Annotated in this window: 19 protein-coding genes (1 of these 19 only partly in view); 13 read left to right on the top strand and 6 right to left on the bottom strand. The window is 51.8% G+C overall.

What is annotated here, in order from left to right; translation table 11 throughout:
- Positions 1-497: 497 nt before the first annotated feature.
- Positions 498-629: a hypothetical protein gene (locus tag P9J64_15105; protein ID MDG5469649.1), complete on the top strand. Its 132-nt coding sequence runs from the start codon at positions 498-500 to the stop codon at positions 627-629.
- A gap of 146 nt (positions 630-775) precedes the next feature.
- Here P9J64_15105 and P9J64_15100 read toward each other — a convergent pair whose 3' ends face one another.
- A complete protein-coding gene (locus P9J64_15100) occupies positions 776-2092 on the bottom strand; it encodes a uracil-xanthine permease family protein (GenBank protein MDG5469648.1) in 1317 nt (438 codons plus the stop codon).
- An 18-nt stretch (positions 2093-2110) separates the two neighbouring features.
- Positions 2111-2737: a uracil phosphoribosyltransferase gene (upp, locus tag P9J64_15095; protein ID MDG5469647.1), complete on the bottom strand. Its 627-nt coding sequence runs from the start codon at positions 2735-2737 to the stop codon at positions 2111-2113.
- A 173-nt stretch (positions 2738-2910) separates the two neighbouring features.
- Between upp and P9J64_15090 the strand changes: the two genes are divergently transcribed.
- The 3 genes from P9J64_15090 (at position 2911) to P9J64_15080 (ending at position 6443) form a co-directional block, all read left to right on the top strand.
- Positions 2911-3321 carry a (deoxy)nucleoside triphosphate pyrophosphohydrolase gene (locus P9J64_15090; GenBank protein MDG5469646.1) on the top strand — a complete coding sequence of 137 codons (411 nt, stop codon included), beginning with the start codon at positions 2911-2913 and terminating at the stop codon, positions 3319-3321.
- Between the two features lie 278 nt (positions 3322-3599).
- Entirely contained in the window at positions 3600-4364 is a 765-nt protein-coding gene (locus tag P9J64_15085; GenBank protein MDG5469645.1) for an IclR family transcriptional regulator, read from the top strand.
- A 165-nt stretch (positions 4365-4529) separates the two neighbouring features.
- Positions 4530-6443 carry a putative nucleotidyltransferase substrate binding domain-containing protein gene (locus P9J64_15080; GenBank protein MDG5469644.1) on the top strand — a complete coding sequence of 638 codons (1914 nt, stop codon included), beginning with the start codon at positions 4530-4532 and terminating at the stop codon, positions 6441-6443.
- 16 nt (positions 6444-6459) lie between these two features.
- On the opposite strand, the gene P9J64_15075 is transcribed toward P9J64_15080, so the two are convergent.
- Positions 6460-7380 carry a DMT family transporter gene (locus tag P9J64_15075; GenBank protein MDG5469643.1) on the bottom strand — a complete coding sequence of 307 codons (921 nt, stop codon included), beginning with the start codon at positions 7378-7380 and terminating at the stop codon, positions 6460-6462.
- A gap of 350 nt (positions 7381-7730) precedes the next feature.
- Here P9J64_15075 and ubiE point away from each other — a divergent pair, with 350 nt between their 5' ends.
- Positions 7731-8441, top strand: coding sequence for a bifunctional demethylmenaquinone methyltransferase/2-methoxy-6-polyprenyl-1,4-benzoquinol methylase UbiE (ubiE, locus tag P9J64_15070; GenBank protein MDG5469642.1), 711 nt, complete (start codon positions 7731-7733; stop codon positions 8439-8441).
- Between the two features lies 1 nt (position 8442).
- Here ubiE and P9J64_15065 read toward each other — a convergent pair whose 3' ends face one another.
- The 3 genes from P9J64_15065 to P9J64_15055 form a co-directional block, all read right to left on the bottom strand.
- Positions 8443-11712: an AsmA-like C-terminal domain-containing protein gene (locus P9J64_15065; GenBank protein ID MDG5469641.1), complete on the bottom strand. Its 3270-nt coding sequence runs from the start codon at positions 11710-11712 to the stop codon at positions 8443-8445.
- Positions 11709-13082, bottom strand: coding sequence for an ATP-binding protein (locus P9J64_15060; protein ID MDG5469640.1), 1374 nt, complete (start codon positions 13080-13082; stop codon positions 11709-11711). The genes P9J64_15065 and P9J64_15060 overlap by 4 nt, the downstream gene beginning before the upstream one ends.
- 167 nt (positions 13083-13249) lie before the next feature.
- On the bottom strand, positions 13250-14128 hold the full coding sequence (locus P9J64_15055; protein ID MDG5469639.1) for an RNA pseudouridine synthase: 879 nt from the start codon (positions 14126-14128) through the stop codon (positions 13250-13252).
- Positions 14129-14351: 223 nt separating this feature from the next.
- Between P9J64_15055 and smc the strand changes: the two genes are divergently transcribed.
- From smc to P9J64_15015, 8 genes are all read left to right on the top strand, one after another.
- Positions 14352-17885 carry a chromosome segregation protein SMC gene (smc, locus tag P9J64_15050; protein MDG5469638.1) on the top strand — a complete coding sequence of 1178 codons (3534 nt, stop codon included), beginning with the start codon at positions 14352-14354 and terminating at the stop codon, positions 17883-17885.
- Positions 17886-17888: 3 nt separating this feature from the next.
- Positions 17889-18248 (top strand): roadblock/LC7 domain-containing protein, encoded by a 360-nt coding sequence (locus tag P9J64_15045; protein MDG5469637.1) that lies wholly within the window; start codon positions 17889-17891, stop codon positions 18246-18248.
- Between the two features lie 109 nt (positions 18249-18357).
- Positions 18358-19614, top strand: a complete 1257-nt coding sequence (ftsY, locus tag P9J64_15040; protein MDG5469636.1) for a signal recognition particle-docking protein FtsY — start codon at positions 18358-18360, stop codon at positions 19612-19614.
- A 63-nt stretch (positions 19615-19677) separates the two neighbouring features.
- Complete coding sequence (locus P9J64_15035) at positions 19678-19869, top strand: cell division protein ZapB (GenBank protein ID MDG5469635.1); 192 nt, start codon at positions 19678-19680, stop codon at positions 19867-19869.
- Positions 19866-20144, top strand: coding sequence for a cell division protein ZapA (gene zapA / locus P9J64_15030; GenBank protein MDG5469634.1), 279 nt, complete (start codon positions 19866-19868; stop codon positions 20142-20144). The genes P9J64_15035 and zapA overlap by 4 nt, the downstream gene beginning before the upstream one ends.
- 325 nt (positions 20145-20469) lie before the next feature.
- Positions 20470-21033, top strand: a complete 564-nt coding sequence (locus P9J64_15025; protein MDG5469633.1) for a 5-formyltetrahydrofolate cyclo-ligase — start codon at positions 20470-20472, stop codon at positions 21031-21033.
- A 58-nt stretch (positions 21034-21091) separates the two neighbouring features.
- Positions 21092-22651: a ribonuclease Y gene (gene rny, locus P9J64_15020; protein ID MDG5469632.1), complete on the top strand. Its 1560-nt coding sequence runs from the start codon at positions 21092-21094 to the stop codon at positions 22649-22651.
- Positions 22652-22755: 104 nt separating this feature from the next.
- Positions 22756-23160, top strand: partial view of a TIGR00282 family metallophosphoesterase gene (locus tag P9J64_15015; GenBank protein ID MDG5469631.1) — the 5' portion only. Its footprint extends 378 nt past the window's final position; only the first 405 of its 783 coding nucleotides appear in the window; its start codon is at positions 22756-22758; its stop codon lies off the right edge, out of view.

Below are 23160 nucleotides of genomic sequence, written 5' to 3'. Positions count from 1 at the left end.
GGCAGAACACTACTGTTCACTGATGAGATTTGAACAGTCAAGCTTATCAATGGAAATAGATTCACCAACGCCATGTTGACTGCACCCGATTAAAATGATTGTGATTGTAATTTCCCACAAGTCACGAAAAACAGGAAAACCTCAGACCTACTGCGATCATTTATTATTAATCCCCTTGCAACTCATTCCTACATCACCTAGGGATATTTAATATGCAGAGGCGTAGGACAAAACCAGGCACTGTCTGTCAGATCCAGTCTCGATTATTACAAAAAAAGGCTAACACGCAAGGAACTATTAGTGAGTCCATGGTACCGCTTGTCTTCGACGGTTAATGTATAAGTAGTGCGACTTGAGTATAACTATGGTTATAGCTAGCTGGTCCGTTGGTTATATTGAAAGTTATGACCTTTTGTTCCAGAATTAGACTGAGATTTAGGTTCAGTTTAGCCGATTTTAATGCTTAATCAGATTGACTTGTTTTGTCGGGGGGCAACATGGAAAAGAAAGACCTGAAAATCACTATCGATGCGAATGGCAACATTCGCAGGGAAGTTGTCGATCAGATCCAACCAGAAGAACGTAAACCAAGGTTTCTTAAAAAGCTGGTTTCGACGCTTCCGCTATAAGAGAACGTTAAGGAGAAACTTTTTGTCCTGTGCCGGCAATGGTCGATAGCTCGTGATCTTTCTTGTCGCTTCTCTGTGAGCAAAGATTGAATTAAAAAAGCACCCTCGATGAGGGTGCTTTTTTGTTGAGTCTGTTTGTCCCGCGCTTAATCTCTCGCTTGCGGAAGAACCAGGTTGAGAACAACCCCGATAATTCCTGCCAGTCCGATGCCGCCGAGCTTGACAACTGCCAGGTCGAAGCTCATGCCGCCAATACCAAAAACCAGAATGACAGCAACAATCGTCAGATTGCGTGGTTGCATGAGGTCTGTGCCGGCTCTGACCAGGGTGTTGATACCAATGACGGCAATCGCACCGAAAAGTAGAACCATGATGCCACCCATAACGGGTACAGGTATGGTATTCAGGAAGCCCCCCAGTTTGCCGACGAAGGCAAGCAGGATAGCTGTAATTGCTGCCCAGGTCATGACCGCCGGGTTGAAGGAGCGGGTCAGGGCGACAGCCCCGGAGACTTCAGAGTAGGTGGTGTTGGGGGGGCCGCCGAGTAGTGCAGCCATGCTGGTAGCAAGGCCGTCGCCGAGCATTGTCTTGTCGATGCCTGGGTCGTCAACGTAATCTTTTCCCGTGATGCTACCGATCGCCAGAACGTCACCAAAGTGTTCTATGGCCGGTGCAATGGCCACCGGTACGATGAAGAGGATGGCTTCCAGGTTCCAGACGGGTAGAGTGAAGTCGGGCACGGCCAGCCAGGGCGCAGCGAAAACCTTCTGCATGGAGACTAGGGTAGGGCCGGTCCAATTTTGCAGGGTGCCCGGGTCAAAGCTCGCCTGGAAGGCTGCCGAGGTTCCCGTAGCATCGAGGACCAAGGCTGTCAGGTATCCGGCTACAATGCCACAAAGGATAGGGATCAGGCGAAACAGACCTCTGCCGAGCAGTGAGACAAGTACCGTGACTACCAGGGCAACTCCGGCAATGATGAAGGCTGTTGGTTCCGGAACCAGCCATGCCGAGCCATCCCCCGTGCGTCCTGAAGCCATGTGTACGGCAACTGGCGCCAAGACCAGTCCAATAACCATGATGACGGGACCGGTAACAATCGGGGGCAGAATTTTATGGAGGATGTCAGAACCGAAGATACGAATGCTGAAACTGATGATGACGTAAAGGAAACCCGCAGCGAGCAGGCCACACATGGTGCCGGGGATGCCCCATTGTTGAACACCGTAGATGATCGGCGCGATAAAGGCAAAGCTTGACGCCAGGAAAACAGGAACCTTTCCCCTGGTTACAACCTGAAAAATTAATGTTCCGGCGCCTGCTGTAAAGAGTGCAACGTTAGCGTTGAGGCCCGTGAGTAAGGGCACCAGGACCAGTGCGCCAAATGCGACAAAAAGCATCTGGGCACCAATGACTATTTCTTTCGGGTTGAGACTGATGCGGTAGTGCTGCTGGCTATCTGACATATCTGCTCCTCTTTATGATTATTTGGTGCCGAAAATTTTATCGCCGGCATCACCGAGGCCTGGAATAATGTAGCCGACCTCATTCAACTTTTCATCGACTGCTGCTACGTAGATGTCAACATCCGGATGTTTCTCCTGCAGATTCGCAATCCCCTCAGGCGCCGCCACCAGGAAGAGGCCCTTGATTCTCTTGCATCCGGCTTCCTTAAGCATGTCGATGGTGGCGATTAAACTGCCTCCGGTTGCCAGCATCGGATCAAGGATCATGGCTGTGCGATCTTCAATGTGCCGAGTAAACTTCTGGAAATAGGCAACCGGTTCGAGAGTTTCTTCGTTGCGGTAGAGGCCTACAACACTGACGCGGGCGCTTGGAATCAGGTCGAGAACTCCGTCCATCATGCCGAGACCGGCGCGCAGGATTGGTACGACAGTGATCTTCTTGCCCTTGATGGTATCTACGGTCACCGGACCTGCCCAGCCTTTGATCACTTCTTTTTTCATCTCAAGGTCGTTGGTTGCTTCGTAGGTCAACAACCTGGCAATTTCCGAGGCAAGTTCGCGAAAATCCTTGGTGCTGATGCCGTCTGCACGCATGAGGCCGAGTTTGTGGCGTACCAGGGGATGTTTGATTTCGTAGACGGACACGATGATCTCCTTAAAAATATGTGAGGGGATTTATGGAGCAAAAAAAACATTTCAAACTAACACGATCATTCTTCTTCAGCAAGGAAATGAGGCCCGAATTCCCAAGCTATGGAAGATTAATGGGTGGCTCTTGATGATAGCTTTTGTGTGATTATTTCTGCTATTGTGACTCTATGCATGATGCTTCTTTTGAAATGCCTCTTCTGGTGACTGCTGCAGTCATCTCCGACGGTGAAAAGATCCTGATCACGAGACGACCGGATGATAAACGTCATCCTGGGTTGTGGGAATTCCCCGGCGGCAAGGTTGACCCCGGCGAAAGCCCCGAAGAAGCACTTTGTCGAGAGATTCGTGAGGAGCTAGACGCTGAAATTAAGGTTCTTAAGATATTTGAAGTGGTGTTTCACCGCTATGAATGGGGACCTGTCCTGGTTCTCGCTTATTCCTGTCAACTGCTTACTTCGGCTATCCGGAATCTGGGCGTTGCCGAACATCGCTGGCTATATCCAAGCGAACTTCCGGGATTCTCGATCCTTCCTGCCGATCAACCAATCATCGATCGCCTGATTGACCCGTCCCGTTAGAAGAAAAGCTCCTTATGTTGAGATTCCTCTTCTTTTAAAACACCATTTTTAAAATCTCTGACTGGCTTTGGTTTACTCTCTTTAATTTGGCCTATTAGCTTGCAAGAAATAGTTTTTTAGGGAGTGAAACACCCAATAAATGGGATTTTTTACAACCTCAAACAGGGTCAATTTGAAAACTTTTTTCAGCAAACTGTTGACAATAATAAAACAGCGTATTATTTTGGTTGTCAGCTAGTTCGTTTTCTGTTTTTTTTGATTCCATTAAGGAGTTACACGTGCCCTCCAGAGATAAGGAATCCTATTCTATACAGGCTGTTGAAAACGCTCTCGATGTTCTGGAAGCTCTCAGTGAAATTGATGACGATGTACGCATCAGTCAGCTGAGTGAAAAGCTTGCCATGAACAAGACGAGCGTTTTTCGTTTACTGGCAACTTTTGAAAACCGTGGCTATGTTGAGCGTGAGGAGCAATCCGGCAAATACCGACTGGGTCTTTCTGCCTATGAAATCGGCCAGAAGTTTCTTTCTCGCATGGGCCTCTTGAGACATGCGAAACCCCTTATCGAACGTCTGGCCAGAGGGTGCAATGAAGCTGTCTATGTTGCCGTACGTCGTCGTAAGGAAGTTCTTTTCCTGGATATGGTTGATACCACCCAGAAGGTTAAAATAGTTTCTCTGGTTGGTAAACGTTTTCCCCTTGAGACCACCGCCGCCGGTCAGGTCCTTTTGGCCATGAAGAATGGCCAGAGTCTAAAGCCTGCTCAGGGAGCTCCCGAAGATATCAGTCAATTTACAAATATTTGTCGCCAGGGCTATGCACTGGATTCCGGAGCCCTCGGAGAAGGTATTGCCAGCGTGGCCGCACCGCTCTTTGGCAGCGGCGGTAAACTCCACGGCGTTCTCTGTGTCGTCGGGCCCGAGTACCGTCTTTCTCAGGAAGTTATCGAAAGCCAGATTATCAGTCCTATGTTTGATACCTGCGGCATAATCTCCTCCAAGTTGGGCTGGCACTCCCCTTATGTTCCCCGTAACCTGACCTGAATGTCCTCTTGCTATCTTCCCCTGCCTGCTGCAGAGTTCCTGTTTGCCATTCACTTTCTACAGTAAGTGTTCTGACTCTCCTAAGGGATTGCTCTCTCTGTGCGATTGATGATAAATTAATCCCCAGATGTTAACCTCTCTCTTTCAATTGTGCGCTTATATCCTATGCCTCTGATTAAACAATTACAGGAAACAGAACCGTTCAGAGATCTCCCTGAATCTGTTTTTGGCGAATTGCGAGAAGCTGCTGTCCTGAAAAAATATCCGGCCAATCATGACATCTTCAAGCAGAACGATTCACCCACAGGCTACCTGTACGTTATTAAGGAAGGGTTGATTACGATCACCCTAGTTTCACCGGGTGGGATCGACATGGTGGTTGATTATCGCAAGGAAGGACAGTTTTTTGGTGGTACGCCGATATTTACCGGCGAGCCTTATGCCGGCGGCGCACGGACAGTCAAGCCCACGGTTTGTTATCTCATCTCTGCCGAAATTCTCCTGCGCTTGCAAAAAGATAATCCGCAGTTGGTGACCTTCTTTACCAGTGCAGTCCTTTCACGGGTTCGTAAGCTCTATTCAGAAATTGTTACGGAGCACTCCGGTTCTGCACTGAACCAGATGGAGGCCTTTCCTTTTAAAAAGCGACTCTCTGAGATCATGACTTCGCCTGCGTTGACTTGCTCTCCGGACGTGACTGTGAAAGCAGTTGCACGGCAATTAACCGAGCACAATGTTAGTTTCCTGGTCGTTGTTGATGAACGAAATACGCCTGTTGGTGTGGTCACAGGCAGCGATCTCGTCGCCAAGGTGCTTGCTCCGGAAAATGTCGATACAGAGTCGCTGGTGGTCAAGGATGTCATGCGCGTCAAGCCCAAAACCATGACTCCTGAAACCTACATGTACGAAGCGATGGCATACATGACCCGGCACGGTTTGAATTACCTGCCTATTGTCGATCGTGAACAGTTGGTCGGCGTTATCACGCCGAGGGACTTGCTGCGTTATCGCTCGCAGAAAGCACTGCTTCTGCTAGGGAATATTAAGGAAGAGGCGACTATCGAGGGGCTTGCTTCCATTCACAAGGAGATGGTGCGTGTCGCGCGCGCGTTGCTATCTGAAACACGCAGCACCCCCGAGGTTATGGAGATACTGTCTCATATCCACCATGCCATCATCCGTCGCACCTTTCAGATTTGTCTCGCGGAGATGGCCGAAGAAGGTTTGACGCCTCCCGATATCCGTTACTGCTTCCTGATTATGGGGAGTGCTGGCCGCAAGGAGATGTTGTTATATCCTGATCAGGACAACGGCTTTATCTTTGAGGATTTTGCCGACTCCAGACAGGCGGAGGTTGATGCGTTTTTTATCCCCTTCAGTGAAAAGCTCAATAGTGCCCTGGCTAAGGTTGGTTATCCACTTTGTGATGGTGGTGTCATGGTGCGGAACCAGGAGTGGCGAGGACGTTTGTGTGATTGGCAGACGCGGATCAATAGCTGGCTGCTCGATCCGGAGCCAACTCATGTCAGGAATTCATCGATTTTCTTTGATTTTTTACCATTGTTCGGGGACGTGGAATTGGCTCATCATCTGCGTGATATTGTCACCAAAGGCATCGAGATTCACCAGGGGTTCCTCTATCACATGATGACCCTTGATCTGCGCTACAAGGTGCCACTCGGTCTACTCGGCCGTTTTCAGTTGGAGAAGGACGGCGATAACGCCGGTCACCTCTCCGTCAAGTACGGCGGTTGTGTCTATATCGTTGATTGCGTCAGGATGTTTGCTCTTGAGCGGGGAATTCAGGCGATCTCAACGATGGACAGGCTTCAGAAGCTGGTCGACGAAAATGTTTTTGCCGTGGAAACGGCAGAACATATCAGGGCCGCATTTGAAGCTCTGATCTTTTTGCGGCTTCGTCATGAGATCGGCCTGATCGAGGCCGGTCAAACACCCTCACATTTTCTTGACCCTCATCTGTTGAGTAAGACAGAACAGGATCTTCTTAAAGAATCTTTTCAAGCTGTTGCAAAACTTCAGGACGCCAGTAAAAGGCACTTTTCCCGCACACCTTTCTAGCGTTTTTCCGTTCCACTCATAAAGATCTTTTACTTTCGGGTTGAGGCTGGAGAGTCTTTTTTCTCCTGTTGCTCAGCCAGACCCCACTGAAAACCAGACCACATGCGAACCATTGTGTTGTGTTGAGGGTGTCGCCAAGGATCAACATGCCGAGCAGAACACTGAAAACCGGGATCAGGTTAACAAATCCGGCGGCTTGGCTTGCCGGAATACGACTGACACTATAGTTGTAACAACCGTAGGCTCCAAAAGTGATAAAAGTACCGAGATAGGTGATTGCCAGCAATGGTTGAGTGCTCCAGTGAGCCGGGAAGCCAACATCGGGGAGCAGAAGGAAGGGAAAGAAAAAGAGGCTACCGACAAAGGCTTGGAAAGCTGTCAGAAACAGAGGCGGATAGTTGTTGGTCAAGTGTTTTAGCGAGACGGTGTAGCCTGCTGCGCAAACCATCGCCAGGAATTCGTAGAAATTGCCGAGCAGTGGGTCGGGTGCGTTACGGTTTGTTTCGCCGGTCAGGCCCAGCCAGCAGGCACCGATAATCGCCAGCCCGAATCCGATCAGGGTTTGCCTGGAGACCTGCTCTTTAAGGGTTGCCCAGGCGAGGATTGCGACGAGCAACGGCAGCATGGCCGTGATTATGCCGGCTTGGGAAGCGCTGGTTAGCTCCAACGCCTTGGCTTCAAAGAGAAAGTAAAGGCAGGGCTCGCAGACAGCCATGGTCAAGAGATATTTAACGTCCTGACGCCGCCAGTTGAGTTTTCGGAAAGATGGGATGAAAACTACAAAACAAAGGCTGGCAATCAGCATCCTGCCAAAGATAACCTGCATCGGATGATAGCCACGGAAGGCAAGCTTGAGGGCGACAAAAGAGCTGGCCCAGAGAAGCATGGCCAGAATCAGGCTTGCGATGGGTAATAACTGGAGGTTTTTATCTGTCACGAAGGCTCCCGGAAGGTTTCGAATTTTATCGTGTTGCGATGGTCGCACATTATGGACGGTTTGTGACAGAGGTAAAGGTACAACCTTGTCATTATTACCTGGGCACACTTTCCTTTGCCTTTGACTCTGGCTGCAGGTGAGGGCGTCAAACTCCTTTTGCGGTATCATCCTTTTAGTTATAGGATGTTACCGGATGCAGTATGGAAGATCTTTGCGAACTTTGTGATTGAGTCGTCGTCACATGGAGATCTATCTTGGTGATGGGGACTTTTGTTTGGACATTTTTACTGACATGAAGGCCGTCAGCGTGTTACATAACCGGCGTTTCCATAGGCGAGGCAAAGAGGCTGATGACCAAACTCACTGATAAAGGTCGCGGTATCCGCGACATGTTCGATCGGATCGCACCACGCTACGATCTTCTGAATCGGCTCCTGTCGTTGGGAATCGACCGGCGTTGGCGGCGCTTTGCCGTACGGCAACTCTCTGTGCCTGAAGGTGGGATGGTTCTGGATATCGCAACCGGTACCGGGGATGTGGCTCTGGAGATCGGTCGTCAGACTGATTCTTCGGTCAAGATAGTCGGCTCCGATTTCACCCAGGGGATGTTGGTCCTGGGGCGGGACAAGGCCGCTGAATCACCCTACAGCGATCGAATCCTGCTGGTTAATGCACCCTGCGAATCGATGCCGCATCCGGACGCGATCTTCGACGGCATTACTATCGCCTTTGGTATCCGCAATGTTGTCGATCGTCAGAAAGGCCTCAGCGAGATGGTCCGTGTTCTCAAGCCGGGTGGCCGGGCGGTGATCCTCGAATTTGCGACCCCTCTCAACAGCTTCTTCCGTGCTGTGTATCACTTCTACTTTCTGCGCGTATTGCCATGCTTGGGCGGTTTGATCTCCCAGCGCAGCGCCTACCAGTATCTTCCTGATTCTGTAATGGAATTTCCTGATCGCGAGAGTTTCAAGGCGATGATGCAGGACGCGGGATTTGTCGATGTTAAGGTCCACGATCTGACCGGCGGTATTGCCGCTGTACATGTCGGAACGAAGGGCTGAATCACTTCTCTTCCGGTTCGTTTCTGGTGCCATCTCCTCCCCAGAGGATCTGAGGATCTTCGAGCAGTTTGAAGGGTAACCCTAGCGCCCGTCTTAGTAAGCCAATGGTCGGCTCAGTCAGTGTGTCGAGTGGCATTGCGCTGACAGAGTGATCGCCAAATTTACCTTTTACCGAAAAATGCGCGGTTAGTAACGCCCTGTCCTCACCGGTTAAGAGCCACCCTGCGATCGGGACTCTTGAGACGATCTTGTCGACCGTGCCGAGAGGATGAATAGCGACAGAATAATCCGCAGTCTTGTCCACCAGATTTAACTCCCCCTGGTACGATTGGTTCATCGCCTCACTTTCAATTTTTAAATCCTCTGTTGCAAGGATGCCTTTATCCAGTTTGAAGTGGGCCGTCAGTTTATTGAACGGCATGCCTTCTAAATCCATGTCTGGTAGTTGCAAGGCAAATAACTGGGAGACATTCAACAGGGAGAAGATCTTGCTCAACACCGGGAATTCATGCAGGACGCCGTCATGAACCTGAATATTGAAATTGCCGTAGGACGAGGGCAGGTAGCGAGCACCGATTTCGCCGTTGATGAAAAAGTCCCCGTCAAGTTTGCCGCGCAGAATATTCCTCTGGTTAAGCAGTTCACGGTAGACTTCAAGAGCATCCACGTCCTCGGCATGCCCCGTGACTCTCAGCATGGTCGCTTGGTCAATAGTCGAAAAGTCTGTGATCACCTGTGCATCGCAGGAGCCGTCTCCGACCGAGAAGTGAAGAGGGTGGATGATCAGGCGTTCGCGGGTGGGCGTGATTGTTGCTGTCGCGTTGTGAAAATTCATTCCGTATAAATTGCCGCTTTTTGCCTGTGCCTTGATTTTGACGCGACTCGTTGCTTGAGTACTCTTGTCTTCTGCCTCGAAGTGCTCTTTTGGCTTGGTAGTGTGGCCTGTCCATAATCCGACGATCTCGCCGACGTTGGCAAAATCGGAGGTGATTTCGAGCAATACATCATAAGGCGGATGGAAAGAAATCGTTCCTTGTACCGAAGCATTCGTCCCGCCATCGAGACGAACATCAACGGGTGCAAAAGTAAGCCCGTCACGGTCGATTTCCAGGTGACCATCAACATCACGCAGCAGCGCTTTTTCGGAATTGAAGATCAGGTCGCTGGCGTGGATCGCTTTCGCTTTTGCATCGAGAAGCAGGCGTGGTTCGGCGAAGTCGATGACCTGAGCCTGTACCGTGAGGGGCGACTTGCCAAGGTGAACCTGGAGATTTTCGGCGAGCATGCCGGTTTCAGTGAATTTGATGCGCCCGTTGATATGGCTTAGGTCGGCAATGAATCTCGTCGCGTGCAACCCGGCATCACGCAAGGTCAGAATCATCTCTGGGCGATTGTCTTGTGGTCGCCCACGTTGACTGATGCTCAGATCAGCCTGGCCATGCAGTTGCAGCTTTTTCAGAAGTGGTAAGCTGTCAGTCACGTGAGCAAGTTCGTTAAGGGTCAGGAGGGCATCAATCGCAAGACTTTCTGGTTCTTCTGGCAGGTAGCTGCCCGAGACATGTCCTTTGAGGGAGGACCAGGTAAGAGAACCATGGTCGAGGCTGATCTTTTGCGGTGTTATAGTGCTGTGCAGCGCCAAATGGTCTTCTGCGCTAGGCGGTAACTCAAGCCCTGAAGAGTGTTTGATGTTGAGCTGCGACAGGTCGGCCTGCAGGTCCAGGTTGAGTCGGTCCAGAGGCCCTTCGATGTGACCTTTTATCTCGATCTCGCCACTTGTTTGCACAAGGTCCTGCCGGATTTGCCACTCTTCCAGGAAAGTTTCAATCTGCATCTTTCCGTTCACATCCAGCCTGGATAGAACCAGATTCTCTGTGCCGAGTTCACCGGCACCCTCGATGGTCAATTGGGTCGAACCGAGCCTGCCCTTGCCATTATCGATTTGCCATTTGTCGCCGTTTATGTCGAAGGCTAAGGATTCGAGCTCGGCATCAGGACCTTTCTGCATGGTCCAGCCGATATTTAATAAAGTTCCCTGGATTGTCTCAAGGTACCATTCTTGTCCTTGCCCGCGTTTCTCCTGGAAGAGGATCTGCGCCTGCCTGATCTCTGCGAAGCCTTGTTCCTTAAGTTGCTGACGAACTTGTTGCAGAGCTTTCTGATTGCCCGGAAGCCAGCGTTTGATGGCTGGAATTGGCAGGCTGCCGTTAAAAATTGTAACCCTTGCCGAGAAGGGCTCTGACCGTGGTGACCAGTTGAGCTCTCCAGCCAGCCTGGAGTCATCGACCTGTAAGGAAAGGCCCTTGATACCGGGGTGCTCTCCCTGAAGATGCAAACGGCCATTGGCGATCAGATTGTTCAGGGGAATCGGCTCCGCGTCATCGGTATTGGGATGTATGGTCATGTTGTTTGAAGATAGGCTGATTTGAAAATCGACCTCTTCACTTGGAGTCCCTGCTAAATGCAGGTATAGATCACTTGTCCCTTTGATGAACTCTTTATTTGCTTGTTTGGCCATGGCCTCTCGGAGGCTTGCGAGTTCAAGATTTTTTGCCTCCAGGTCGAAGTCGAAATAGGGCTCCAGCCTCTGGCTGTCGTCAATTCGCAAGCCGCCTTCCCCTTGTAGCCGGCAGGGGCTTTTTCCCTCCTGGGTGGGCAGAGATAGTTGCCCTTTGATGTCAAACTGGAATGTATTGTTGAGCCGAACGTCGGTGACCTCCGCATTGAACTCGCTGAACTCGAAGCGTTGAATCGTCAGATCGGTTTCTTCTGACTCAAGCACCAAGGTGCCGTCGATGACCTCCAGGGCTGCTATGCTGAATATCTGTAAAAATTCCTGGTCAATTTCTTGTGATGCTTGCTGTGAGTGGTTATTGTCGCCGGGAGGTTTGTTGGCTGCCGTTTTGATGAGGACTTGCGGCTGTAGCAGACTGATTTTGCCAAACTCGAACTCGCGCTCAAGGAGCCCCCTCCAACGCAGAGTCAGCAGGGCCTTTTCTGTCTCAACCCGAAACTTTGAGCTCTCATCCCCGAGCTGTAACCCGTCGATATGTAGGGCCAGGTTGGCATTCTGCAGGTTGTACCTGATTTCTCCCAGGCTAACGGGTAGAGACAGCAGGAACGAAAGCTCTTCCTCTGCATTTTTACGGTAATTGTTGAGATCAAAGGTGAAAAGAAAATAGGCAATCGAGCCCGCTGCCAGAATGGCGATGGTCAAGATGCTGTAAAGAAGCAGGCGTTTGCTCTGTACAGGTTGCGAGGGCTGATCCGTCATGAGTCCTCAGCGATCGTCTTAGGGGTCTCCAGGAAGGCCTCCTGCTCCGATAATCGCGGCAAGAGAACCGTGAAGGAGCTGCCTTCGCCGACTTTGCTTTCGGCATTGATCGTGCCGCCATGTAGAATGACAATCTCTCTGGCCAGGCAAAGTCCGAGACCCACTCCTCCTGTTTCGCGTGTATCACCTGTGTCGAGCTTGTGAAACGGCGAGAAAATTGATTTCAGCTCATGCTCTGGAATGCCAACACCCTGGTCAGTGACACGGATAGAGACCTCTCGTTCATTGCTCTGCGCCGTCAGGTTGATCTTGCCTCCCTGTGGAGAGTAGCGACAGGCGTTCTCCAGAAGTTGTATGATGATCTGGTTCAGTTCTTTGCGGTTGCCGTAGATCGCTGCCTCTGTCTGGCAGCTGATCTGGATGACGTGATGCTTCTTGCAGTCGCGGGTATTGGCCTGCACTTTTTCCAACAACTCTCGAATAGACAGGTATTCATAATCGATCCGTGTCCGGTCTGTTTTGAGTCGCCTGATATCCAGAAACCTGTTGATTAGATCCGTTAGTTTTTCTGTCTCCTGGCAGATAATGTTTATGTGCCGTCTGTGCTGCTCTGAAAGATCCTGTTCCCCTTGCAGGAGTTCGGCAAAGCCGCTGATCGCAGTCAACGGTGTGCGCATTTCGTGACTCATCGCCGAGAGAAGCTCATCCTTGATCCTTGCTAACTCCTTGCGCTCGGTCACATCCTGAGCGACCTCGAGACGAACCAGCCGGCCATCGGTCCAGCGAATGGCCTTGTCGAAGCATTCGTACCAACGTTTCGTTTTGGTGTTGAGAAACTCCCACACCACCGGATCGCCGGGTTCGCCATTGTCGAGGAGTTGTGGATTGGTACAGAACTCACAAGGTTGATCCATATTGACCTGCAGGTAGTGATAGCATTTGCGCTTTTGCCAATCCGGACCGAAAAAATCGACGGCAAAGCGATTCACATAAAGTAGTTCGTAGGTCTCCAGGTCGGCAACGTAGATAACGGCGTTCATCGAATCGAAGAGGGTGTTGAGTTGATGGATATGATCCTGCATCTCCTCCTGAATTCTGTCACGTTCCTCTTCGAGCGCTTCTTCATTTTTGCGTAGTCTCTGTAGACTGTGAGCCAGATAGAAATAAAGCAGGCTTGCCGTTACTCCCACAAACAACCAGCCCTTGATGGTCTGGGCCTGTGTCAGTTGGATCGGGTCGCTAATGAACCACCCCAGAATAGTGTCGGAGAAGTAAATCCAGAGGCAGGCGAAAATAGAGTAGAAAAGCGCTGTTCTTGCTGCTGTGCGCTGATGTAGTGCTCTTTTGCTCTGTAGATTGGTTGAGGGCATTTGGGTGTGAAACCTGTTATTTATGTTGAAATTGAAACTGGCGTCAACAGTTCCTAAAGAGAATCAGATTGAAGGAACGGGATGTACGTCATTATAACTGTATTTTTAAGCCGTGGCGTAATTTATCGTTCTTTTTGTTGTCGGAGGTTCAGTGAACCTCTGACGCATTACAGTTCCAACGCCTCCGGTGCAAACTGCAGGGCTACCAGCAATGCCGTCAAGCCTTCCGGAAAGGGTGCTTTGACGGTAGTCGCCCGCTCATCACTTGACCGGGGAAAGGTCAACTGCTGGCAGTGCAAAAAGGGTCGGTCAAGCTCATTAATGACTTCCCCTCGATAACGGACGTCGCCAACGATGGGATGGCCCGAGACTGCCAGCTGATGTCTGATCTGATGGTGTCGGCCGGTGATGAGTTTTAACTCCAGCAAAGTGTAGTTTTCTGTTGAGGCCAGCGGCTTGTATCTGGTCAACGCCTCTTTAATCTTACCTTTGGCTGGAACTTCACTGTTAAGCTCTCCGGACTCGATGAGCTTGCCGCTGACCAGTGCCAGGTACCTTTTGCTGAACTGGCCCGCAATCAACATTTGACCAAACTTGCTGATTGCCGCGCGACCCTTGCCAAACAGAACCGCCCCTGAGGTCCCTATGTCGAGACGATGGACAGGTGAGACCTGAAAGTTCTCTTTGCGTAGGGATAAAAAATCCTGAACGCGGTGCAGGAGATTGTCTTCATGACCCACAGCGCGATGAATGGCCAGGCCGGCTGGCTTGTTGAGAACTATAGAGTCTGAGTCTTCGTAGAGGATCTGCTCGGGCATGACAGGAAGTTTTTCGATACATTCAAGCCAGCGTTGTGAGTTTTTGACAGCAATCGTCTCGCCGACGCGGGTGAGCCTGCTTGCTTCGGCTGTGTCCTCGTTAACGGAGACTCGCTGCTTTTTGCAGAGCTGGCGCAGAAATGCGGTAGGCGCCGTTGGAACCCTCAGCGCCAGCGCTTCGTGCAGAAGCAGATTTTCTTCCCGTAGATTGATTTGCCATTGAGTCATAATCTCTTCTTAACACAGTTGTTGCGGGTTTGCGAGGCTGCTCTGCGCAGAGGTGAAAAAACCATGCTCAGCAGGTATTAAATCTCCTTTACTCCGCTGGCATAGCTTGCTAACATCTCCGGCTAATTACTGCCCGTCTGTGGATTCTGCCTGGGTACGATGAATTGAACAGTTTGTTAGAGGGTCTGGGCGCTGCAATCGCCCTTTCAGTATCGACTCCCCAATGAAAATAAAACGTATAGAAATTACAGGTTTTAAGTCGTTTGTCGAGCGCACCGTCCTCGATTTCGACGATGGCATTACCTCGATTGTTGGCCCGAACGGCTGCGGCAAGAGTAATGTTGTTGATGCAATTCGCTGGGTCATGGGTGAACAGAACGCCCGCTACCTGCGCGGTAAATTGATGGAAGATGTTATCTTCGGCGGGAGTGAAAACCGCAAGCCTCTCGGTATGGCCGAAGTGTCCCTGATTATGGATAATTCTTCCGGTCTGGCACCGGCAGCATTCCGTGAATATTCGGAAATCCAGATCACCCGGCGCCTCTACCGCAACGGTGAGAGCGATTACCTGCTGAACAAGTCCTCCTGCCGTCTTCTCGATATCACAGAACTTTTCATGGACACAGGTGTGGGAAACCGCGCCTATTCGATCATTGAGCAGGGCAAGATCGGCATGATTATCAATGCCAAGCCCGAAGATCGCCGCAGCCTGATCGAAGAGGCCGCCGGCGTCACCAAGTTCAAGGCCCGTAAAAAATCCGCTCTCCGAAAAATAGATGCAACCCGTCAGAACCTGTTACGTCTCGGTGACATCGTAAGCGAGGTGCGGCGGCAAATGAACAGTCTGAAACGACAAGCTCAAAGGGCGCAACGTTTCCGTGAGTTCCGCGAAGAGTTGCGTGGTCTGGAACTGCAGTTTGGTTTACGGCAGCATGCGGAGTTGAGTGAAAGGGCCCGGCAGGTGGGCAGCTCTGCTGAAGAGCAAACCGTACAGGTCGACAGCGCGACCCGACGCCTTGAGCAGGCGGAGCTTGATCTTGAACAGGCACGTTTAACTCATGCCGAGCGTGATAAGGAAGCGACCCAGGGCCAGACCGGGGTGTTTCATCTGACCGCTGAGATCCAGCGTATTGAAAGCCGTCTGGAATTCGGTGCGAAAGAAATAGAGACTCTTGATCGTCAGCAGGAAAAGATCGCTGTCGAGCTGACCGATAGCGAACGGCGTTTTTCCTCCTCTGTACAGGAGGAGGAGGACCTGCTTCAAAACCAGCAGGACCAAAGCCGTATCTTTGCCGAGGAAGAGGCCAGGCTGGCGGCAAGCGAAGAGGTCCTCCTTGATTTGACTGAGCAGGAAGATAGCCTTGGCCGTCAGTTGGAGCAGGCGAGACAGAAGCTTTATCACCTGCTCGCTGAACTGACCCGCATGAGCAGCCAGCAGGAAGAAGCCGATCGGCGTCTTGCCGTTCTCGCCGACCTGAGCGAGCGTAATCGACAGGAGGCTGTTGCGGTGACCGGCCAGCTTGAGCGTCTGCAGAATAACAGCAGCAGCCTGGCGGACACTCTTGAAGTTATTGAGAAAGAACGTGGCGATCTGGTTGTACAGCGTCAACAGCTGCAGGAACATCAGGTTCTCCTCAAGGAGCAGGTCGAGCAGGTCGAGAACGCACTGCTGCAGCGTCGTGAAGAGCTGAGCCGTCAACGCTCCCGGCTAGAATCCCTGCAACAACTCGAACGCAACCTGGAAGGCTACGGTCGCGGCGTCAAGGCGCTGCTCTCTGAAGCACAGCACAAGGCCCGAATGAAGGGTCTGGTTGCCGATATCCTCGATGTCCCGGCACGTTACGAGGCGGCTATCGAGGCTGTTCTTGGCGAACGTGTCCAGGCTTTGCTGCCCGAAAACCTGGAGAGCACCCAGCAGGCGTTGGCCTACTTGAGCGACAACGAAGGGCGTTGTACCTTCCTGCTGCCAGAAAGCCCGGCGGCCGACGCACCGGAGATGCCGGGCGGAACAGCTCTTGTTGGCCTGGTGAAGGGTCGCAGTGGCTTCCAGGAGGTTGTGTCCCGACTGATCTCAGGGGCTTATCTGGTTGATGACCTGACTGGCTATTTCACGCAGAAGCTGCCCTTTGGTGTCACCCTCGTTACCGAGGATGGCAACCTCCTGACCCATCGTGGCGAGGTGACAGGTGGTGGTCGTCAGGCACTTGACCAAGGGTTGCTGCATAAGAAGCGGGAAATGAAGGAGCTGGAAAAACAGGTGAAAACCCTCGATGTCGAGGTGAACTCACTGAACCAGCGCCGCGAAACCCTGCGTGATGAAGCCCAGGCGACTGAAATTTCCCTGCGGCGCACTGAGCAGGAGCTGCACCATCAGGACATTCGCGTGGTTGATAGTCGTAAAGACCTGGATGGCTTACAGCAGGAAGATACCCGGCTTCAAGAACGCATCGAAATTCTCAGCCTCGAGGAAGAGCAACTCCACGAGGAACATGAGACTTTGCAGAAGACTCTGCGGACCTCTACGGACACGCGCGTTTCGAGCGAAGGCGAGAAACGCGAACTGGAAGCTCTTGTCACCCGTTTGCAGAAGGAACTTCAGGCCTTGCGAGAGCAGGGCAACGAGGCGCGTCAGGGCGTGACGACATTGAAGGTCAGCCTGGCAAGTCTGCGAGAGCGTGAAGAGAGCAGTCGTAATTCTCTTGAGCGCCTTGGCCGCTTGCGGGAGGAACTCAGCCAGAGACAGGTTGCTCTCAACCAGGACGCTGTTGAAGGAGTTGAGAAGCAGGCCGCCCTTCGTCGTGAAGCTGAAGAGCTGAAAGTGGAGATGGAGGTTCTCTATCGCAAGCGTGTTGAACAGGAAGGCTCCCTTGCCGGTTTACGGGAACGCTTTGAAGAGAGTCGTCAGGAAATTGAACGTCGCGAGGGTGAACTCAAGCAACTTCGCTCAAAGGCTCAGGAGTTGCGAGAAGGTCTGGCTTCACGGCAGATGCAGAGTCGAGAGTTGCAGCTTGAAATCGAACATATGCAGCAGGCTTTCCTGGGTCGACACAGGATAGATCTGACCGATCCAGAGGTGGCCGACAGCTTTGATGCGGCGTTTGATGAGGTCGCTGCTGTGGAACGTCGAGATTATCTGCAGAGGCGCATCGATGATATTGGCGAGGTCAACCTGATGGCTATCGATGAGTTCCAGGAGCTTGAAGAGCGTTACACCTTTCTGAGTGAGCAGCAGGAGGATTTGCAGACTTCTCTGGAGGGCCTACAGGCCGCAATCTCCAAGATCAACCGAACCACTCGCAAACGTTTCCGGGAAACTTTTGACCTGGTCAATGAGCGCTTCCGGGTGCTCTTCCCGCAACTCTTTAACGGCGGTCAGGCTGAACTGGTCCTGACCGATGAAAACGATCTTCTCGAGACTGGCATCGAGGTGGTTGCACAGCCTCCCGGCAAGAAATTGCAGAATGTGACCTTGCTCTCCGGCGGAGAAAAGGCTTTGACAGCCGTTGCCATGATCTTCTCAATCTTCCAGATCAAGCCGTCTCCGTTCTGTTTGCTTGACGAAGTTGACGCCCCACTGGATGACGCCAACATCGGGCGCTTCAATGAAATTGTTGCGACCATGGCCAAAACGTCACAATTCATCATCATTACCCACAACAAACGGACCATGGAAATTGCAGATAACCTCTATGGTATCACCATGGAGGAGCCCGGAATGTCAAAGCTTGTCTCTGTGTGCATGAAAGAGGTCGCTTAAGTCATGCCTTTCAAGCCCTTGTTGAATGCACTGGTAGAGCGTGTCCCCGGAGCCCAGGGGGCGATTATTGCTGACTGGGAAGGTGAGTCAGTCGATCAGGTCGGTATCATGGATGATTACGACCTCAAGGTGATTGGCGCACACAAGGGGGTCATTCTCCATAGCATGCGGGACGTGGTTGATCGGCTCGGTGATGACGATCTTAAAGAGATCGTGATCACAACCAAGCAGGCACAGACGGTTATCATGCCGGTGACTGAAGACTATTATCTGGTGTTGACTCTGGACCGCTCCGACATGTTGGGTCGGGCACTGCTGGAAGCCAGGCGCTGTATTCAGGCGCTCTATCAGGAAATTGCCTAAAATTATGACGAGAGACAGAGCTGCAGGATTACTCTTTAAATATTCACTCTTAAGCCGTCTGTTGATGATTCTATAACAGGCTGTTTTTTTATCTACGTCAGGACAGGTTATGAACTTCGAACTCTGGTTACAAAAAATTGCTGACTTTCTCGTCGCCGCTGGCGTCGCACCCGAAGATGGCCCGATGGCTGCGCTGGCATTGATTTACCTGGTGCTGACATGCTGTGCTCTCGGCATCGTTGTCCTGCTTTTGAGAAGAAATCTGCGGGTTCAGAAAACGACTGCTGAGCCTCAGGAAGAGGCTCCTATGGAGACTCCGGAAGCGGCTGGCGAGTCTGCAGAAAGTGCTGAAGTCGTTGAGCCCTCTGAACCGGCCAATGCTGAAGAAGTTCCGGTTGCCGCCGAGCCAGAAACAGTGGCTGTCGTAGAGATTGTTGAAAGGGAGCCTGTCAGTCTCTACCAGCGTATGCGGCAAGGGTTGGCCAAAACCCGCAGTTCGCTGGTCGGGCGAATGGATGAGCTGCTTGGCAGCCATGGCCGCCTTGATGAGGAATTCCTTGAAGAGATGGAAGAGTTGCTGATTACTGCGGACTTCGGTATGCAGACGACTCAGGACCTGGTGCAGGCTCTGGCCGGACGGCTCAAGGAGATCGATCCAAATGAACCTGCACAATTGCATGATGTGCTTGGTGAAGAAATTCGCGCTCGCTTGAAAACCGGTTCGTCGGAGTGGCCTGTCCCGGAGAGTGGCCCGCTGGTGATCATGGTCGTCGGCGTCAACGGTGTTGGTAAGACCACGACAATCGGCAAGTTGGCCAAACAGTTCTCCGACCAGGGGAAAAAGGTGGTTCTCGGTGCCGGTGATACCTTTCGTGCTGCTGCTGCAGAACAGCTTGAAGTCTGGGGCGAACGCTCCGGTGCCGAGGTTATTCGGCATACCGAAGGCTCGGATCCTGGTGCTGTAGCTTTTGATGCAGCCAAGGCGGCTGTGGCCCGCAATGCGGATGTCCTGATCCTCGACACCGCTGGACGTTTACACACCAAGGTCAATCTGATGGAGGAGCTAAAGAAGGTTCGACGGGTTATTGATCGTGAAATCCCCGGAGCTCCTCATGAGACCTTGCTGGTTCTTGATGCCACCACCGGTCAGAATGCCCTGATCCAGGCGCGCTCCTTCCAGGACGCCGTGGATGTGACGGGTATTGCGCTGACCAAGTTGGACGGAACTGCCAAGGGGGGAATTGTTGTGGCTATCAGCTCACAGCTAGAGTTGCCCGTACGTTTAATCGGGATCGGTGAAGGTGTCTCAGACCTGCGTCTTTTTGATGCTGATGTGTTTGTTGCAGCACTCTTCGCTAACAATTGAGATCGCTTGACTTTTTGTATTCTTTAACCTAGGCTGAATGTTATTCTGAAGGGGGAGCTTTAAGTGGCCTTGGAAGCGATTAAGCGGCTTGAAAAACTTGTTGATCGGCTGTTGTCTGACCGTGCCGACCTGCAGGAACGCAATCTGGAAGTGACCGCAGAACGTGATCGCTTGCTGCAAGACCGCTCCAGGGTTACCGATGAGTTGGACAAGTTGCTGGATAAACTTGAGCGCCTTGAGGGGAAGAATAAATGAAGCAGAGCGTCCAGGTCTCCATTCTCGGCCAGCAATTTAATCTCAAAAGTGACGCGCCCCCCGAACAGGTTCACCGGGTAGCCCGGTTTGTTGAAGATCAGATTTCCCAGGTGACATCAAGCGGTCGTGCTGTTGATTCTTTGCAGGCGGCGCTTCTGGCTTTGCTCAACGTCTCCGCGGCACATCTTGGCGGTGAGCCTGCGCCCGACAGCTCGGAAGCAGAAAGGCAGCGCCTGGGGCAGTTGATAGAAAAGATAGAAGCAGCTTTGGGTTAGAAGTGCTACAATAGATCCCAAAAGTTAGTTTGCTTTGTTAAAAAAGCATCTCCGTACGGAGATTTTACGATAGATTGGCTAATGGTCTTGCCGCCCGAACAGGGCGTTTTGAAAAAAAACAACGTGAAACAGATTGCATCAATATTTATGAATCCAGGAACTCCAGAATCTTTTGTTAAGAGCAGACAACGACTTAAACCTGGTCGCCGTGTGTTTTTTGTGGACAACCCGACTCGTATGATTTGATGCGACTTGTCGCGTCGTTATAGCCCTTCCACTATCTGAATCCTTCCGTCCGGAGATCTCGAATCACGGGATCTCTGCCATGCCCAAGCGATCCATAAGATCACATTTTCTGACCGAGCGTAAATCGCGCTCAAGTCAAATCTGTGCCGATTCGAGCTCAGAAATTCAAAGGCGCTTTATGTGCTCAGGTTTCTTCCGTGAGGCCCGATGTCTGGCTCTTTACAGCGCCATTCATAACGAGGTCAGCACTGACGAAATCGTCGGGCAGGCTCTTGATAGTGGTAAATCTCTGGTCTTCCCGCGGGTGAGTGGAGATGACCTCGAGTTTGTCCTCATTGAGAGCCCCTCGGAACTGGTCTCTGGTGCCTTTGGTGTGAAGGAGCCGAAAAGCTGTAATTTGGTTCCGGTCGAGAAGTTGGATCTGATCGTTGTCCCCGGTGTCGCATTTGACCAAAGGGGGCATCGGCTTGGCTACGGGCGAGGTTATTATGACCGTGCCCTGGCAAAATGCCCGAGTCATTGCATAAAGGTTGGCTTTGCTTATGATTTTCAGCTGGTCGAAGAACTGCCAGCGACAGACTATGATGAGACGCTTTCCATGTTGTTTACGGAGAGTCAAACCTTAAACTTTTCCGCCTGTTGACTGCTAAAGTGGTCGGAGGCGTTTAACGAAAATAATGCCAATTAGGGAGGTGACGGCTTTGAATACAGAAATGATAATTTACCTGGTTGCCGGTTTGGTCGTTGGCGGTGTCCTCGGCGTGGTACTCCGAAGCAAATCTTCGGGGTCCAAGCTGGCCAACGCTGAACGTGAAGCAGCGCAGATCGTCGAGAGTTCGAAAAAAGAGGCTGAGACTATCCGCAAAGAGGCGGAGATTCAGTCCAAAGATGTTGTTTTTAAAGCAAAGGCCGCTTGGGAAGATGAAGTTCGAGAGTCACGCAAAGAGCTTCAGTCCCAGGAAAAAAGGCTGGTGCAGAAAGAGGAGAACCTGGATCGCAAGGTCTCGCAGGTCGAAACCCGTGATCAGGATCTGACACGTCGTGAGCAGTCCCTGCTGGACCGTGATCGTAACCTTCAGCAGCGAACCGATGAGGTTGAGGCCCTGATTGCAGAGCAACGTGTCAAACTGGAAAAAGTTTCCGGCTTGAGTTCGGAAGAGGCCAAACAGCAACTCATCATCGCGATGGAGAGTGAGGCCCGCCACGATGCGGCCAAACTAATCAGGCAGATTGAGGACGAGGCAAAGGAAAGCGCCGACAAGAAAGCCAAGAAGATCCTTTCGCTGACGATTCAACGCTATGCGGGAGACTATGTCGCTGAGAAGACAATCAACTCCGTGGCCTTGCCCAGTGACGAGATGAAGGGCCGGATTATAGGTCGTGAAGGACGTAATATCCGCGCGATTGAGGCTGCAACCGGTATTGATCTGATTATCGATGACACTCCTGAGGCTGTGATTATCTCAGGTTTCAATCCTGTTCGCCGGGAAGTAGCCCGACTCTCTCTGGAGCGTCTGATTACTGATGGTCGTATTCATCCCTCACGCATTGAAGAGGTTGTCAAGAAGGCCGAGCAGGAAGTTGAAGGCACGATCCGCGAGGCGGGAGAGCAGGCCACCTTTGATGTCGGTGTACATGGCATCCACCCAGAGATTGTTAAGTTGGTCGGTAGACTACGCTATCGGACTTCTTACGGCCAGAATGTCCTGCAGCACTCCCTCGAAGTTTCGTTCCTCTGTGGCATCATGGCCGCTGAACTTGGCATCGATATCAAACAGGCCAAGCGCGCTGGATTGCTGCATGATATCGGCAAGGCTGTTGACCATGAAATTGAAGGTTCGCATGCCGTTATCGGTGGGGACCTGGCCCGCAAGTATGGTGAGTCCCCGGAGATCGTCCACGCCATAGCCGCTCATCATGAAGATGAAAAACCGGATACGATCCTTGCCGTCTTGGTCCAGGCTGCCGACGCCTTGTCCGGTGCGCGGCCTGGCGCACGTCGCGAAATGATCGAAACCTACGTCAAGCGACTTGATGATCTTGAGCGGATCGGCACTTCCTTTAACGGCGTTACTTCCTGCTACGCAATCCAGGCCGGACGCGAGATTCGCGTGATGGTCTCAAGCGAAGTTGTCTCAGACGACCAGTCGCATGTCATGGCAAAAGATATCGCTCGCAAGATCGAGGACGAAATGACCTACCCCGGCCAGATCAGGGTCAACGTCATTCGTGAGACGCGAGCAACTGACTACGCTAAATAAACGAGTCATACCGGTCGCACAAGAAATGCTTGATATGGGGAGATGGCTTATGCCATTTCCCCATTTCCCTCTCTTGCTGACCCTTTTTAGACCCTGGAGTTGTTTTGAAAATCCTTTTTATAGGTGATATTATCGGTCGCCCCGGGCGACAACTCATCCGTGATCTGCTGCCTCGCCTGGTTGATCAGCATATGATCGACCTGGTGATCGCCAACGGTGAAAATGCTGCTGCAGGCTTTGGCCTGACACCGGACGTCGTCAGTGAACTTTTTGATCTAGGGGTCGATGTCCTGACGACCGGGAATCATGTTTGGGACAAGCGTGACGGGCTGGTCTGTCTGGATCAGGAGCCGGCGCTCCTAAGGCCGGCCAACTATCCCGAAGGGGCTCCAGGGCGTGGCGTTGGCGTTTATGAGACGGCTGCAGGCATTTCCGTGGCCGTGGTCAATCTTGAAGGTCGCGTGTTTATGAACGGGCTTGATTGTCCTTTCCGGAAAGCCGATGCAATC

It is taken from the genome of Deltaproteobacteria bacterium IMCC39524, from assembly GCA_029667085.1.
In the GTDB taxonomy this organism is placed as follows: Bacteria; Desulfobacterota; Desulfuromonadia; order Desulfuromonadales; family BM103; genus M0040.
The sequence above is the reverse complement of the archived record's forward strand: the minus strand, read 5'-3'. Positions and strand labels throughout refer to the sequence as shown.

What these genes read in the sequence shown, in the direction of transcription:
- P9J64_15105 (MDG5469649.1), top strand. Translation starts at nt 498, where the DNA reads ATGGAAAAGAAAGACCTGAAAATCACTATCGATGCGAATGGCAACATT.
- P9J64_15100 (MDG5469648.1), bottom strand. Translation starts at nt 2,092, where the DNA reads ATGTCAGATAGCCAGCAGCACTACCGCATCAGTCTCAACCCGAAAGAA.
- P9J64_15090 (MDG5469646.1), top strand. Translation starts at nt 2,911, where the DNA reads ATGCATGATGCTTCTTTTGAAATGCCTCTTCTGGTGACTGCTGCAGTC.
- P9J64_15080 (MDG5469644.1), top strand. Translation starts at nt 4,530, where the DNA reads ATGCCTCTGATTAAACAATTACAGGAAACAGAACCGTTCAGAGATCTC.
- ubiE (MDG5469642.1), top strand. Translation starts at nt 7,731, where the DNA reads ATGACCAAACTCACTGATAAAGGTCGCGGTATCCGCGACATGTTCGAT.
- P9J64_15065 (MDG5469641.1), bottom strand. Translation starts at nt 11,712, where the DNA reads ATGACGGATCAGCCCTCGCAACCTGTACAGAGCAAACGCCTGCTTCTT.
- P9J64_15060 (MDG5469640.1), bottom strand. Translation starts at nt 13,082, where the DNA reads ATGCCCTCAACCAATCTACAGAGCAAAAGAGCACTACATCAGCGCACA.
- P9J64_15055 (MDG5469639.1), bottom strand. Translation starts at nt 14,128, where the DNA reads ATGACTCAATGGCAAATCAATCTACGGGAAGAAAATCTGCTTCTGCAC.
- smc (MDG5469638.1), top strand. Translation starts at nt 14,352, where the DNA reads ATGAAAATAAAACGTATAGAAATTACAGGTTTTAAGTCGTTTGTCGAG.
- P9J64_15045 (MDG5469637.1), top strand. Translation starts at nt 17,889, where the DNA reads ATGCCTTTCAAGCCCTTGTTGAATGCACTGGTAGAGCGTGTCCCCGGA.
- ftsY (MDG5469636.1), top strand. Translation starts at nt 18,358, where the DNA reads ATGAACTTCGAACTCTGGTTACAAAAAATTGCTGACTTTCTCGTCGCC.
- zapA (MDG5469634.1), top strand. Translation starts at nt 19,866, where the DNA reads ATGAAGCAGAGCGTCCAGGTCTCCATTCTCGGCCAGCAATTTAATCTC.
- P9J64_15025 (MDG5469633.1), top strand. Translation starts at nt 20,470, where the DNA reads ATGCCCAAGCGATCCATAAGATCACATTTTCTGACCGAGCGTAAATCG.